This window comes from Candidatus Accumulibacter sp. ACC012 (assembly GCF_907163155.1).
Classification (GTDB): domain Bacteria; phylum Pseudomonadota; class Gammaproteobacteria; order Burkholderiales; family Rhodocyclaceae; genus Accumulibacter; species Accumulibacter delftensis.
Map to the genome: position 1 here is coordinate 26,728 of NZ_CAJQUC010000003.1, position 13,524 is coordinate 40,251.

Genomic DNA, 13,524 nt, shown 5'->3' on the forward strand with positions numbered 1-13,524 from the left:
GCGCGGATTCTGTGGTCGGCGCGGGCGGGCGGGTGGCTGGTGTCGGTCCTTGGGCAGGCGGCGGCCGAGGGCGCAGGTCAGTGCTCAGGAGGTCTTGGCACGCAGCTCGTCCATGCCGCGATTGGCGAGTACGTCGGCTCGTTCGTTGCCGGCATGCCCGGCATGTCCCTTGACCCAGAACCACGTGATCTGGTGCCGGCTGGCCGCTTCGTCGAGACGTTGCCAGAGGTCGGCGTTTTTCACCGGTTTCTTGTCCGAGGTGCGCCAGCCATTGCGCTTCCAGTTGTGAATCCAGGCACTGATGCCTTTTTGCACGTACTGTGAGTCGGTGTGCAGGTGCACCGTTGCGGGTCCGTTAAGCGCCTCGAGGGCGCAAATGGCGGCCGTCAGTTCCATGCGGTTGTTGGTCGTGTCTCGCTCCCCGCCCCACAGTTCCTTTGTTTTCTCGCCGGCCTGCAGGAGCGCGCCCCAGCCGCCCGGCCCGGGATTGCCGCGACAGCCGCCGTCGGCGTGGATGATAACGACTTGCTGATCATTCATGTCTTGCTATTTCCTTTTTTTCTGAGCACCGACAGCGCCTTGCGCGGCGCGGCCTTCTGTTTCCAGCTCGGCAGGATCAGGCGCATGCTATGCACGCGCTTGACCGCGCGCAGTACGTAGACGCCGCCGGCAAAATTCCACCAGCGCTGGCCGCTGGCTTCCAGGAAATGCCAACGCTTGAGCCAGCGGTCGTTTCGGAAGGGCGGGGCGTAGCAGCCAAAGCTACAGTGCTCGGCCTCAAAGCCGAGTAATTGCAGCCAGTCCTTGAGGCGCTGCAGCGAAAGGTAGCGACCATTCCAGGGAAAGTGTTGCGGGCAGTTGGGTAGCCGGCGACGCAGGCCCCAGATCGAGATTGGATTGAAACCGGCAATAATTACTTCGCCTTCGGGAATCAGAACACGTTCCACCTCGCGTAGAATCTGGTGCGGGTCGTCGTCGAACTCAAGGCTATGCGCCATGACCACCAGATCGATGCTGTGAGCGGCGAAGGGAAGTTGCCGCAGGTCGCAGAGGACATCGACCTGGCCCGAGTCGTGCACCAGTTGGCGGAGGGGGATGCGGTTCTGCGCGAGCAGGTCGAATTGTGGCAGGCCCAACTGAATCGCATTGTAGCCGAACACGTCGGCGACCATTTTGTCGACAGTGGCCTGTTCCCAGGCCATGACGTACCGTCCCTGCGGCGTTTGAAGCCAGGCGTCGAGGCCAGCAATTGACATTTTCCGCAGTTCTTCCAAAATTGAGCGATGTTCGACGTCATCCGCATTCCAGCCTTCAAGGATAACTACATCTGGTTGTTGCGCAAAGGCGCGTCAGCGGCCGTGGTTGATCCAGGTGATGCACGCCCGGTGTTCGAGGTTCTTGAGCGTGAAGGCCTGTCGCTGAGCACCATTTTCGTCACCCATCACCACGCCGATCATCAGGGTGGGGTGATGAGTCTTCTTGCCCATCACCCGGCCGAGGTGTTCGCACCCGCGGCGGAATCGATTGCTGGCGTGAGCAAACCCTTACACGGTGGAGAAAGCATTCGCGCGGCTTTCTGCGACATAGGGTTCCAGGTCCTCGCCGTTCCCGGACACACGCTTGGGCACATTGCCTATTATGGCGCAGGCTGCCTGTTCTGTGGCGATACCCTGTTCGCTGGCGGTTGCGGACGTCTGTTCGAAGGCAGCGCAGCGCAACTGTTCGACTCGCTATCGCGCTTGGCCAGCTTGCCCGACGAGACAGCGGTCTATTGTGCTCACGAATATACCGAGGCCAATCTACGCTTTGCACTGGCGGTGGAGCCCGCTAATCGCTGTCTGCAAAGGCGGGTCAATGAAGTCGCGGTGGCACGCGCCAAGGGCTGGTCGACGGTACCATCGACGATCGCGATCGAGAAGGCCACCAATCCCTTCCTGCGCTGCGCCGCGCCGGAAGTGGTCGCGTCGGCGCGGCGCCGGGTACCCGAGGCGGCCGATGAGGTCGCCGTGTTTGCCGCGCTGCGCGAATGGAAGAACAGCTTCTGAATCGCCCTTCAACTGGGTTCGGCTGTTGCGGTGCTTTCATGGCCACGGCGAATGCGGGAAGCTCGCCTTCGTGCTAAATTCGCGCCTCCTCCAGCCAGCTTGCGGCCTGCTGCCATGACCGAAACCACAGATACTGCCAAGGCTACGGCCTCCATCGAACTGAAGAAATACGTGCTGCGCCTCGCGCTTGCCATGCTCGTTTTCAGCGTGCTCGGCTTCCTCGGTCTGCCGCTGCTTGCCAAGTGGGTACTGGTCGACCAGCTCAGCAAGACCTTGCAGCGGCCGGTGGCAGTGGAAAGCGTGCGCATAAACCCCTACACATTGTTGGTCCAAGTCGCGGGATTTGCGATTCAGGAGAAGGGTGGTGGCGAGACTGTGGCGGCTTTCGACAGTCTGCAGGTGGACGCTGAGTGGAGTTCGCTATGGCGTGGCGGGCCGGTGATCAGTGAGCTGAGCCTGGTCGCACCGACCGTCCGAGTGGTGCGTCTGGCCGACGGGCGCTTCAACTTCTCCGACTTGATTGATGAGTTCGCCGCCCAGCCGGCGTCGGACGCCCCGACACCCCTGTTTTCGCTCAACAACATCCAGATCTCGCGCGGGAAGATCGATTTCGACGATCAGATGCTTGCTGAAAAGCACCAGCTCGGCGAGCTGAATATCGGCTTGCCGTTTATCTCCAGCTTGCCGCAGGCGACCGCAATATTCGTCGAGCCGACTTTTTCGGCATCGATCAATGGCTCGCCGCTGCTTGTGCAGGGCAAGAGCAAGCCTTTTGACGCATCGATGGAAAGCGACGTGGCATTCGAACTGCGCGACGTGCAACTGGGCAAGTATATCGATTACCTGCCGCATGGCTTGCCGATCGAGGTCGTTTCCGGCGCACTTGACAGCGATCTCAAGCTGGCTTTCCAGCATCAGGAGGAAGGACGTTCGACGCTGGTGATTTCGGGTGGCGTCGCGCTCAAGGATTTGGTCGTCAAGAATGCTGCCGGTGCCCCGCTGCTTTCCTTGCGTCGTCTGGATGTGGTGGTCGGCAGCCTGGATCCGCTGAATGGCAAGTTTGTGATCGACCGGGTGTCGCTCGAGGAGCCAGAGATACACGCACGGGTCAGCACGCAGGGAAGCATTGACTGGGTCGACTTTTTCAGCGCGAAACAGGCCTCCCCGCGGCGGCCGGTATCTGAAGACGAAGCGAGGGCGAAGAGTTCGCCGCTCGAGTGGTCGCTGGGCGAAGCCGAAATCACTGGCGGGGCCTTGCGCTGGCGCGACGAGTCGCGTGGAGAGCCGTTCGATGCACGCGTTGACGGGCTTGCCGCCAGGCTGAGGAATGTCGACAGCAAGAGCAGCGCAGCGAGCGAGTTCGATCTGGCGTTCAGCCTGGATGCCGAGCCATGGGTCAAGCTCAAGGCGTTCTCGGTGCAGGGCGGCCGTTTCGATCTCGCCAAGCGCGAAGTGCTCATTGGTGAAGTTGCGGTGCGCGACGCGATGCTGCTGATCCGGCGTACCGCAGACGGCAGCATCCTGTTTGTCGAGCCGCCGTCCTTGCGCGCCGTCGAAGCCGCACAGGAAGATTCGTCGAAGCCGTGGGAGTTGACGCTCGCCAAGTACCGTGGGGAAAACCTCGGCTTGCGCTTTGAAGATTCCGTCATGTCGCCGGTAGTGGTGCACAGCATCGAAGCGATGAAGGTGGATGCCGAGAACCTGTCTACCGAGCCCGGCACGACCGCCAGGATCGCGACGCGTTTCAGAGTCAACACGAAGGGCGACGTCGAGGTCGGCGGCACCGTCAAGTTTTTTCCACTCCTTACCGAGCTCAAGCTTGCCGTCAAGACGCTGGAACTGATACCGCTGCAACCATATTTTACGGAGCAGTTGAACGTCGTCCTTTCGAGTGGCCAGGTGAGTTTGAGTGGCGATGTGCGCATGCGGCAGGCGCCCGCGGCAGGTGCTGCCGAGGCCGGCAAGCTGGCGGGAAGTTTCACCGGGGAAGTGGTGGTAGCCAACTTCGCGGCGGTCGACAAGCTCGATTCCTCCGACTTCCTGAAGTGGAAATCCTTGTCGTTTGCCAACATCGACGCGCGCCTGAATCCGAACTCGCTGTCGATCGCCGAGGTGGGGCTGGCGCAGTTCTTTGCGCGCGTGGTCATCGACCCGCAGGGCAAGCTCAATCTCTCGCAGATCGTGCGCGAATCCGGGGCGGCCGCTGCCGGGGCGGCCGATAAAGCCAAGCAGGCGACTGCCGTGATCGCTGCGGAAGGCAAGGCAGTCGCGCCGGTTGCTACCGCAGAACCGCCGCAGCTGCCGATAAAGGTCGGCAAGATCAACTTGCGCGGCGGCGACATCAAGTTCAGTGACCATTTCATCAAGCCGAACTACTCGGCCGATTTGAAGAAGATCGGTGGCACGATCAGTGGCCTCTCTTCGGCAGATGGCAGCCTTGCAACGCTGGATCTACGTGGGAGCTACGACAACATTGCACCGCTGACCATAGCCGGTCAGCTCAACCCGCTGATTGCTGATCCCTTTCTTGACCTCAAGGCAGACGTCAAGGGTATCGAATTGACCGCGCTTTCGCCGTACTCCAGCAAGTACGCGGGCTATGCAATCGACAAAGGCAAGTTGTCGTTGTTCGTCAAGTACAAAATCGAGAAGAAGCAACTGACTGCCGAGAATCGGATTTTTCTCGATCAACTGACTTTTGGTGAAGCGGTCGATAGCCCGGAGGCCACCAGGCTGCCGGTGAGCCTCGCCGTTGCCCTGCTCAAGAACAGCAAGGGGGAAATCGACATCAATCTGCCGGTTGCGGGTTCGCTCGATGACCCGGAATTCAGCATTGGCGGGGTGCTTGGCGAGTTGATCGGCAATCTTCTGGTCAAGGTCGTTACCTCACCTTTCGCTTTGCTGGGTTCGGTATTCGGCGGTGGCGAAGAGCTGTCGAACGTCGAGTTCGACCCCGGTCGGGCGTCGCTTGCCGGCTCGGCGAAGCCACGCCTTGAAGCACTGGCCAAGGCCTTGCTTGAGCGGCCCGCTCTCAAGCTCGAGATTACCGGACAGGCCGATTCGGAGAACGACCCCGAGGGCTTGAAGCGCGCTCGACTCGACAGCAAACTGCGGGCGTTGAAGAGCGAGGCCGGCAAGAAGGGCGATGCCGATGTCGCGGTGGGGACGATAGACATGGACAGCGAGGAGTATCCGGAGCTGCTGGAGCGTGTCTACCGTGACGAGGACTTCGAGAAGCCGCGCAACATGCTCGGGATAGCGAAGAGCCTGCCGGTTGCCGAAATGGAGACACTGATTCTCGCCAATACGGTGCTTGATGAGCAGGATCTGCGCGATCTGGCCGATCGGCGGGCCAAAGCAGTCCGCGACTGGCTGCTCGTCGAGAAAGTTCCGGCAGAGCGCCTGTTCCTGCACCCGGCCGAGATCGTCAAGACGGACGACAAGTCGGAATCGTCCGCGCAGGGCAAGGGAAACCGGGTTGTATTCTCCCTGCTGTAGAGGCTTGCACGCTTCACTTCCCGAGCTTGCGGCCGGTCTTTCCGAGGCAAGTCAGTGAGCCAGGCCTGGTTGTATGCGGTGAGTGCGCTGGCGCTGGTGCTGATCGTTCTGCAGCTCGCACTGCTGTTGCGCGCGGGAACGACGCGCGAGGTGCTGGCGGTCCGTTTGCGCGACCTGCAAGGGGGCCTGGAGCGGCTGGAGCGGGATTTGCGACAGGAGTTGTCGCTGGGTCGGCAGGAGGCGGCAAGCACCGCGCGTGGTGATCGCGAGGAGCAGTCGCAGTCGCTGAACCGCGTCTCACAGACCCTTGCCTCGCAGTTGGCCCAGTTGGGGCGTTTGCAGGCGCAGCAGCTCGAATCCTTCGCGCAGCAACTGGCGCGTCTGACGAACAGTAACGAGCAGCGCTTCGAGCAGCTACGCCGGGCACTTGAGGCCCGCCTTGGGGCGATGCAGGCCGACAACGCCAGCAAGCTTGAAGAGATGCGCCGCACGGTCGATGAAAAACTGCATGCCACGCTGGAGCAGCGCCTCGGCGAGTCGTTCAAGCTGGTCAGCGATCGCCTCGAGCAGGTGCACAAAGGGCTTGGCGAAATGCAGACCCTGGCCGCCGGCGTCGGCGATCTGAAGAAGGTGCTGACCAACGTCAAGACCCGTGGCAGCTGGGGGGAAGTGCAGCTGGAGACGCTCCTCGATCAGTTGCTGACTAGCGAGCAATACGGCAAGAACGTGGCCACGCGGCCGGAGTCGTCGGAACGCGTCGAGTTCGCCATTCGTTTGCCCGGTCGCGCGATCGGCGACGACGAGCAACGGCCGGTGTGGCTGCCGATCGACGCAAAATTCCCGCTCGAGGATTATCAGCGTTTGCTAGAGGCGCAGGAACGGGCTGATCCGCTGGCCTCGGCAACGGCAATCAAGGCGCTGGAAGTTCGCCTGCGTGACGAAGCGCGAAAGATTCACGACAAGTACGTTGAACCGCCATACACCACCGATTTCGCGATCCTCTATCTGCCGACCGAGGGCCTCTATGCCGAAGCCTTGCGGCGACCGGGACTGGTGGACAGCCTGCAGCGCGATCTGCGCATCTGTATCGCCGGGCCGACGACGCTGGCGGCGCTACTAAACAGCCTGCAGATGGGTTTTCGAACTCTGGCCATCGAGCGCCGATCGTCGGAAGTGTGGGCGGTTCTCGGCGCCATCAAGACCGAGTTTGGCAAGTTCGGCGAGGTGCTCGAGGCCACGCACAGGAAGCTCGAGCAGGCTAGCCGCAGTATCGAAGCAGCTGGCGTGCGGACGCGGCAGATCGAGCGCAAGCTGCGTGGCGTGGAAGCCCTGCCGGCAAGCGAGGTGCGTTCGCGGCTGGGTGATCTGGAAGACCTTGGCGCGCTGGGCGAGGAGCCGTGAGCAGGGCCGAGGCCGCGCTGGAAGCTGCATTCCTGGCGACGACCTATCGGGTGGAGACTCCCGAGCGCGTGTTCGACTTGCGCATCGGCCTCGTCAGCTCTGAGTTCGATGAATTTCTGCGCCGTCAGCCAGCTTCGCTTGCGCCGCTGGACGCCCCTGCAGCGTCCGTGAGCCAAGCGATCGGCTGGGGAATCGTGACCGCCTACAATCCCGGAGAGCGGCTCGCGGATCACCAGAACGAGCCTCGCCAGCGCCGTTTGCGCGAGCGAATCGCCGCTTCGGCTTGCACTTTCTTCGCCGCCAGCAACATCGCCGATGGCGACGAGGATCACCATGCTGGCTGGCCGGTGGAACCGAGTTACCTCGTCTTCCCTGTCGATGAGCAGCAGGTCGCTGCCCTTGGTCGTGCTTTCAGCCAGCTCGCGGTCGTCTATGGAGAAACGGGTTTGGCGCCGCGCTTGCTGTGGCTGTGAGGGGAAGTTGCGTGGCGGCTGTGACTTTTTCCACACGGCTCGCGAAGGCAGGACGCCTAGAATAATGTTTTTTGCAAGCGAGCGAAATCCGTGAGCAAGGACCTTGGACGTTTCGAGCTGATTAGTGAGCAGGGTCGAGGCACCCGGAGCGGCGTCGATCTGGTGCCCGAAACGCCGGCGCCGGTGGCAGATTCACGGCAGAGCACGATCGAATTCCTGCTCCGGCGGATGCGCCACCAGAGCGATTTCCCGGCGCTGTCGGAGTCGGTCGGGGCGATCAACCGGATCACTGCTTCGGAAAATCAGAACCTCGCCGAGCTCTCGAACACGATCCTCAAGGATTTTTCCCTGACCAACAAGATTCTGCGGATGGTGAACTCGGTGCACTATCGGCAGGCCGGTGGCGGCAGCATCAGCACCGTGTCGCGGGCGATCGTCGTTCTCGGTCTTGATGCGGTGCGCAGCATCGCCATTACGGTGATGCTTTTCGAGCACTTGCAGAACAAGGACAATGCCGATCAGCTCAAGGAAGAGTTCCTGCGCGCCAATCTGGCCGGTCTTCTGGCCAAGGAGCTCGCCAGCAAAAGCGCGACGCGCGGGGATGTCGAGCAGGCCTTCATCTGCTCGATGTTCCATAACCTCGGCCGTCTGCTGAGCCAGTACTATTTCCCGGAAGAAAGCGCCGAGATCCGGCGCCTGGCGCAGCAGAAAGACTGCGCCGACGATCTGGCGGCACAGCAGGTTCTCGGTCTCTCGTTCGAAGACCTCGGCGTCGGCATCGCGCAGAGCTGGGGTTTCCCGCGGCTGATCGTCAGCAGCATGCGCAAGCTGCCAGTCGGGAGTGTTCGCCGCCCGGTAAATGCGGAAGATCGCTTGCGCGTGCTGGCAGCATTGTCCAACGAGTTGTGTAGTCTGCTCGCCGCTGCCGGAGGCGAACAGCCGCAGAAGGATTTGCGCCGGATTGTTCTGCGTTTTGGCGACGTGATAGAGCTCGACGAGCAGGGCCTGCAGAGAACGCTGCGCAAGTCATTCGAGCAGATGTCGCAGTTTGCCGGCATCATGCACCTCGATCTGCAGAAGACCCTTCTGGGCAAGCAGATGCAGGCCTGGGGCGGCGCAGCGGGGCGACCAGCATGTGCCGCAGAGCGGCGGGCCGCGGAGGATGGTCTCGCCGGTACGATTCTCCCCGATGTCTCCCCGCTGCCGGCGGTCGATGATGTCAGGCCCGCTGCGGCCGGCGCCTCAGCGAGCAGCGAAGCCATTCTGATGGCCGGGATTCAGGACGTCAGCAACGCCCTGATCAGTGATTTCAATCTCAATGATGTGCTACGCATCATCCTGGAAACGATCTATCGGGCGAAGGGCTTCAAGAACGTCATCCTGTGTGTTCGCGACGGGCGCAGCAACGCCATGCTCGGTCGTTTCGGTTTTGGCCCGCAGGCTCCGGAGATTGCCGTACGCTTTCGGTTTTCGCTGGTGTTCAGCGCCGACATTTTTCATGCGGCCCTAGCCAACGGGGTGGATATTCTGATCGGCGATACCCGTGACGCGAAGATCGCGCCACGTATCCCGGCCTGGTATCGCCAGGCGGTGACGGCGGAAACATTCGTCGTCTTTCCGCTCTGCGTCAGGGGTAACCCCGTGGCGATGATCTACGCCGACCGCCAGCGGGCAGGGGAGATCGTCATCGCCGAGCAAGAGCTGTCCTTGCTGAGAACCCTGCGCAATCAGGCAGTGCTGGCCATCAAGCAGTCAATCTGAGCGGTCTGGGCGAGGCGGTTGCGAGTGCGTCTGGCTTACCAGAGCTTCCACCACGGTTCCTGACGATCGAGGCCGCGCTGATAGTATTCGCTGTTCGGGTAGTTTTTGCGCATGACGCGTTCGGCGTCGTCGCGCAGATCGTGCAGGCCAATGGCGTCGTAAGCCTTGACCATGATGAACAGCGCTTCTTCGCTGGACGGCGTGTCAGGATAGTTGATCATCGCGAACTGGGCGCGATTCGCGGCTGCCAGATAGGCGCCGCGTTTCATGTAGTAGCGTGCCACGTGCAGTTCGAGGCGCGCCAATGCGTTGACCAGGTATTTCATGCGCAGTAGCGCATCGGGGGTGTACTTGCTGTTCGGAAAGCGGGTGACGAGCTCCTTGAAGGAGTCGAAGGATTCACGGGCCCCCTTCGGGTCGCGTTCAGTCATGTCCTGATTGCTGATCGAACCGAGAAGACCGAGATCTTCGTTGAAGTTGATTAGACCGCGCAGGTAATACACGTAGTCGACATTCGGATGGTTCGGATGCAGCTTGATGAAGCGGTCACAGGCGGCGATCGCCGAGGCCGGCTCCAGATCTTTCCAATAGGCATAGGCAATCTCGATCTGCGCTTGCTGGGCATAGCGCCCGTAGGGATAGCGCGACTCCAGCTTCTCGAAGTACTTGATGGCCGTGGTGTAGGAGCCGTCATTGAGCGCATTCTTGGCTTCGGTATAAAGCTTGTTGGCCGACCAGCCGACGGTCTCATCCTTGCTGTCGGGAAGAAGCCCGCAGCCAGTGACCAGCAAGGCGAGGAAAAGGGTTGCGATAACCGCTAAACTACGCATGATGAAAAACCCACAGAAGAAAGAAGCACTGGCGGAGGAGGCGACGCGGAACAGCGAGCTTGCGGATTATAGCGCAAACCCCCGGATTGCCCTGAGCGTACCTGGCGATTGCAGCGGTCAACGGCTAGACCAGGTTCTTGCGCGCTTGCTCTCGCAGCACTCGCGCAGCCGTCTACAGAACTGGATACGTGAGGGCCGCGTGACGGTAAGCGGTGAGTGCGTCGTCGAGCCTCGGCAGAAACTATGGGCTGGCGAAAGCATCGAAGTTGCCGAAGTGCCGGACGAACGAGCCGAATCCTCGGCGCCCGAAGATATCCCCCTGCAGGTGGTGTATGAGGACGACTGCCTGATCGTCCTCAACAAACCCGTCGGCTTGGTGGTTCATCCGGGTAACGGCAACTGGAGCGGGACTTTGCTTAACGCTCTGTTGCACTACGCGCCGCAACTCGACAAAGTGCCGCGGGCGGGTATCGTGCATCGGCTGGACAAGGATACCAGTGGGCTGATGGTGGTCGCCAAGACGCTCGAGGCGCAGACCGATCTGGTCAGGCAGTTGCAGGCACGCTCAGTGAAGCGCTGCTATCAGGCCCTGGTGCGGGGCATCGTCGAGCGTGCGGGTAGCGTCGACGCTCCCATCGGCCGGCATCCGACCTTGCGCACCAGCATGGCCGTGGTGCGCACCGGTAAACCGGCACGTACGCACTACCGTGTTCTGGAGCCGTTTCTCGCCTGCACGCTGATTGAATGCGCGCTTGAAACCGGGCGGACGCACCAGATTCGCGTGCACATGACTTCGATCGGGCATCCCCTGGTCGGCGACCCGACCTACGGTAGCGGTGCCAGCCGCGTGCCCCGCCTGGTAGAATTTCCGCGCCAGGCGCTGCACGCCTGCCGTTTGTCGCTGACTCATCCGGGTACTGGCAAGGCCATGCTCTGGCGCTCGGGCTTGCCAGACGATATGGCGGCCCTGATCGACAGCGTGCGACTGGAGGCGGTCACGGCGCGCGCTGGCGAGTGCGTCAGCGACGAGGAACTGGCAGATGATTGGGACGATGACGATTGGGACGATGACGATGACGGCCCGGAAGTAATTATCGTCGACGGTGACGGTGACTGCGAAGACGACGATGAGGAGCTGGGTGAGCAGTAAGGGCTGCTTGTTTCCCGACTGGCCGGCACCGAGGCGGGTGCGCAGCCTGATCACCGGTCGCGACGGTGGCGTGAGCCTTGCGCCGTACGCCAGCCTCAACCTTGGCGCCCACGTCGGTGATGATGCGCTCGCCGTTGCCGAAAATCGTCGCCGTCTTGCCGATCATCTACCGGCATTGCCCTGCTGGTTGGAGCAGGTGCACGGCACGACCCTGGTGGACGCTGCCGGCCTTGGCGTCGCCGAGGTGCCGGTGGCCGATGGCGCATTTGCGCGTGCTCCCGGTGTCGTCTGTGCGGTGATGACCGCCGACTGTCTGCCGGTCTTGCTCTGCGACCAATCGGGCAGCGTGGTTGCTGCGGTGCATGCCGGTTGGCGCGGTTTGCAGGCCGGTATACTGGAACGGGCGGTGGAAGCGCTGGCTGTGCCCGGTGTGCGGTTGCTGGCCTATCTGGGTCCCGCCATTGGCCCGCAGGCCTTCGAGGTTGGTGAAGAGGTGCGTAGCGCATTCGTCGGTGCACACCAGGAGGCTGCTGCGGCATTCCTGCCGGTGTCACAGGATTGGCCGGCAAGAAATATCCCTGCGGCTAATGGGCCAACGGCGCAGCAGCCTGCGCGCAAATGGCTGGCCGACATCTACCTGTTGGCCCGGCAAAGCCTGCAGCGCGCGGGTGTCGACGCCATCTACGGCGGGGGTGGCTGTACGCTGCGCGAAGCCGAGCGCTTCTTTTCCTATCGGCGAGATGGCGTGACGGGGCGGATGGCCGCGTTGATCTGGCTGGCGGACGCTTAATGTGAAAGTCGCGCAAGCGACTCACGAACCTCCCTTCTCCCCCTGCGGGAGAAGGGGCGGGGGTGAGACGGGGAATTCGGGGAGCATGCTCCCTGCCCGGCGAACGATTCCGGCGTGTAAGCCGGAATGCGCACTGCAAGTGAGAGGGGGGACGGTCATGACTTTCATCATCCGGGGTATCTCGACTGTCATGAGCGTTAGCCAGAAATCGTCAGCGATCCTGCGGCGGGTGGTCGTTTGCGCCACCCCTGGTCTCGCTCCTGGTGTCACTGGCGTTGCTGGCCATCCTGGCGGCGCGACGACGACGCGTCGGGCCGCCGAAAAGCCAGAGCAGCAGTGCCGTCGGCAGCAGGCCGTAGAAGGTCAGGCTCAGTATCCCGGCAACGACGCTGCTTTCGGTCAGCGCCATCAATACAGTAACGTACAGCCAGCCGATCACGATGATATACATGCCGGCATTATAGTGTGCCAGGATGCTCTGGGGGGCGCTCGCACTGCGCATTTGCTTCGTGCACGGTGCGTTCGCTGGACTGTTTGATTCCGCCGTGTGCGCGGCTTGCTCAACTTCGCTGCCCAGGGGCTCGTCAACAGCTGATCGTCGTGGGAGAATGGCGGGTGGCGTTTTCGCCGGGGGCTGGGCAGGCTCTGGGGAAATTGCCGCACCTTGTCTGCTTTTCGTGCAGGACTGAAGATTTTTGCCGAACCGAGGTGGTGTTCCCGCCTGGCTTGGTCAGCAGATGTTGTAATCGTGGTGGTGGATTGCCGCCAATCGTTTCATTCGTCAACAGGAAAGGAAGAGTTATGACGCAACGTGTTGCTTTGGTTACAGGTGCCATGGGTGGGCTTGGCACTGCTATCTGCCAGGAACTGGCGAAGGCCGGTCACAAGGTGGTTGCTGCCTACCATCCGGAGTTCGACAAGCCGGACGAGTGGAACAAAGCCATGGCCGAGGCCGGCTTCAACGATTTCATCTGTGTTGCCGGCGACGTCGCCAGCTACGATTCCTGCGTGGCCATGGTCGCCGAGGCTGAAGCCAAGGCAGGTCCGGTCGACATTCTGGTCAACAACGCCGGAATTACTCGCGACAAGATGTTCGGAAGGATGGAGGAGGCGCAGTGGAATGCCGTGATCGCGACTAATCTGTCGAGCCTTTTCAACATGACCAAGCAGGTTTCGGCGAAGATGGCCGAGCGTGGCTGGGGACGGATCATCAACATCTCCTCGGTCAATGGGCTGCGCGGCCAGGCTGGTCAGACCAACTATTCGGCGGCCAAGGCCGGCGTGATTGGTTTCAGCAAGGCGCTCGCGGCCGAACTCGCCGCCAAGAACGTTACGGTCAATGCCATTTGCCCGGGCTACGTGGCGACTCAGATGGTTCTGGCCATCAAACCGGAGATCCTGCAGAGCATCATCGACACCGTGCCGATGAAGCGTCTGGCCAAGCCGGAAGAGATCGGTGGCGCGTGTGCCTATCTCGCTTCGGATATTGCCGGCTTCATGACCGGTTCGACGATGAACATTTGCGGTGGTCTCTACTACCAGTAAGTCGTTTTTTGTTGCACCTTGGTCAAGACAG

General features: G+C 61.7%; 12 protein-coding genes. 8 read left to right on the top strand and 4 right to left on the bottom strand.

What is annotated here, in order from left to right; all coding sequences use genetic code 11:
- Window positions 1–84 precede the first annotated feature (84 nt).
- The gene (gene rnhA, locus QZ648_RS03620) at window positions 85–540 is read right to left on the bottom strand and encodes a ribonuclease HI (protein WP_169067887.1); all 456 of its coding nucleotides are present in this window, start codon (window positions 538–540) and stop codon (window positions 85–87) included.
- Window positions 537–1,256 carry a class I SAM-dependent methyltransferase gene (locus tag QZ648_RS03625; protein WP_291996149.1) on the bottom strand — a complete coding sequence of 240 codons (720 nt, stop codon included), beginning with the start codon at window positions 1,254–1,256 and terminating at the stop codon, window positions 537–539. The genes rnhA and QZ648_RS03625 overlap by 4 nt, the downstream gene beginning before the upstream one ends.
- Before the next feature lie 27 nt (window positions 1,257–1,283).
- Here QZ648_RS03625 and gloB point away from each other — a divergent pair, with 27 nt between their 5' ends.
- From gloB to QZ648_RS03650, 5 genes are all read left to right on the top strand, one after another.
- Complete coding sequence (gene gloB, locus QZ648_RS03630; RefSeq protein ID WP_291996150.1) at window positions 1,284–2,045, top strand: hydroxyacylglutathione hydrolase; 762 nt, start codon at window positions 1,284–1,286, stop codon at window positions 2,043–2,045.
- Window positions 2,046–2,159: 114 nt separating this feature from the next.
- Window positions 2,160–5,543, top strand: coding sequence for a DUF748 domain-containing protein (locus QZ648_RS03635; RefSeq protein ID WP_291996151.1), 3,384 nt, complete (start codon window positions 2,160–2,162; stop codon window positions 5,541–5,543).
- A 54-nt stretch (window positions 5,544–5,597) separates the two neighbouring features.
- Entirely contained in the window at window positions 5,598–6,944 is a 1,347-nt protein-coding gene (gene rmuC, locus QZ648_RS03640) for a DNA recombination protein RmuC (RefSeq protein ID WP_169067883.1), read from the top strand.
- On the top strand, window positions 6,941–7,417 hold the full coding sequence (locus QZ648_RS03645; RefSeq protein ID WP_169067882.1) for a DUF3293 domain-containing protein: 477 nt from the start codon (window positions 6,941–6,943) through the stop codon (window positions 7,415–7,417). Before rmuC ends, QZ648_RS03645 begins: the two co-directional genes overlap by 4 nt.
- A 90-nt stretch (window positions 7,418–7,507) precedes the next feature.
- Window positions 7,508–9,178: an HDOD domain-containing protein gene (locus QZ648_RS03650; protein ID WP_291996152.1), complete on the top strand. Its 1,671-nt coding sequence runs from the start codon at window positions 7,508–7,510 to the stop codon at window positions 9,176–9,178.
- A gap of 35 nt (window positions 9,179–9,213) precedes the next feature.
- On the opposite strand, the gene QZ648_RS03655 is transcribed toward QZ648_RS03650, so the two are convergent.
- Complete coding sequence (locus QZ648_RS03655) at window positions 9,214–10,008, bottom strand: outer membrane protein assembly factor BamD (protein WP_291996153.1); 795 nt, start codon at window positions 10,006–10,008, stop codon at window positions 9,214–9,216.
- Here QZ648_RS03655 and rluD point away from each other — a divergent pair.
- Window positions 10,007–11,158 carry a 23S rRNA pseudouridine(1911/1915/1917) synthase RluD gene (gene rluD, locus QZ648_RS03660; RefSeq protein ID WP_248595548.1) on the top strand — a complete coding sequence of 384 codons (1,152 nt, stop codon included), beginning with the start codon at window positions 10,007–10,009 and terminating at the stop codon, window positions 11,156–11,158. The genes QZ648_RS03655 and rluD overlap by 2 nt on opposite strands.
- Complete coding sequence (gene pgeF, locus QZ648_RS03665) at window positions 11,136–11,948, top strand: peptidoglycan editing factor PgeF (protein ID WP_169067881.1); 813 nt, start codon at window positions 11,136–11,138, stop codon at window positions 11,946–11,948. Before rluD ends, pgeF begins: the two co-directional genes overlap by 23 nt.
- Window positions 11,949–12,159: 211 nt before the next feature.
- On the opposite strand, the gene QZ648_RS03670 is transcribed toward pgeF, so the two are convergent.
- Window positions 12,160–12,399: a hypothetical protein gene (locus QZ648_RS03670; RefSeq protein WP_169067908.1), complete on the bottom strand. Its 240-nt coding sequence runs from the start codon at window positions 12,397–12,399 to the stop codon at window positions 12,160–12,162.
- Window positions 12,400–12,749: 350 nt separating this feature from the next.
- Here QZ648_RS03670 and phbB point away from each other — a divergent pair, with 350 nt between their 5' ends.
- Entirely contained in the window at window positions 12,750–13,493 is a 744-nt protein-coding gene (gene phbB, locus QZ648_RS03675) for an acetoacetyl-CoA reductase (protein ID WP_169067880.1), read from the top strand.
- The last annotated feature ends 31 nt before the right edge of the window (window positions 13,494–13,524 follow it).

Bases quoted from the DNA above. Each gene is read 5' to 3' on its own strand.
- QZ648_RS03670 (WP_169067908.1), bottom strand. From the start codon at position 12,399: ATGTATATCATCGTGATCGGCTGGCTGTACGTTACTGTATTGATGGCG.
- QZ648_RS03625 (WP_291996149.1), bottom strand. From the start codon at position 1,256: ATGTCAATTGCTGGCCTCGACGCCTGGCTTCAAACGCCGCAGGGACGG.
- phbB (WP_169067880.1), top strand. From the start codon at position 12,750: ATGACGCAACGTGTTGCTTTGGTTACAGGTGCCATGGGTGGGCTTGGC.
- rnhA (WP_169067887.1), bottom strand. From the start codon at position 540: ATGAATGATCAGCAAGTCGTTATCATCCACGCCGACGGCGGCTGTCGC.
- QZ648_RS03635 (WP_291996151.1), top strand. From the start codon at position 2,160: ATGACCGAAACCACAGATACTGCCAAGGCTACGGCCTCCATCGAACTG.
- pgeF (WP_169067881.1), top strand. From the start codon at position 11,136: ATGAGGAGCTGGGTGAGCAGTAAGGGCTGCTTGTTTCCCGACTGGCCG.
- rluD (WP_248595548.1), top strand. From the start codon at position 10,007: ATGATGAAAAACCCACAGAAGAAAGAAGCACTGGCGGAGGAGGCGACG.
- QZ648_RS03655 (WP_291996153.1), bottom strand. From the start codon at position 10,008: ATGCGTAGTTTAGCGGTTATCGCAACCCTTTTCCTCGCCTTGCTGGTC.
- gloB (WP_291996150.1), top strand. From the start codon at position 1,284: ATGTTCGACGTCATCCGCATTCCAGCCTTCAAGGATAACTACATCTGG.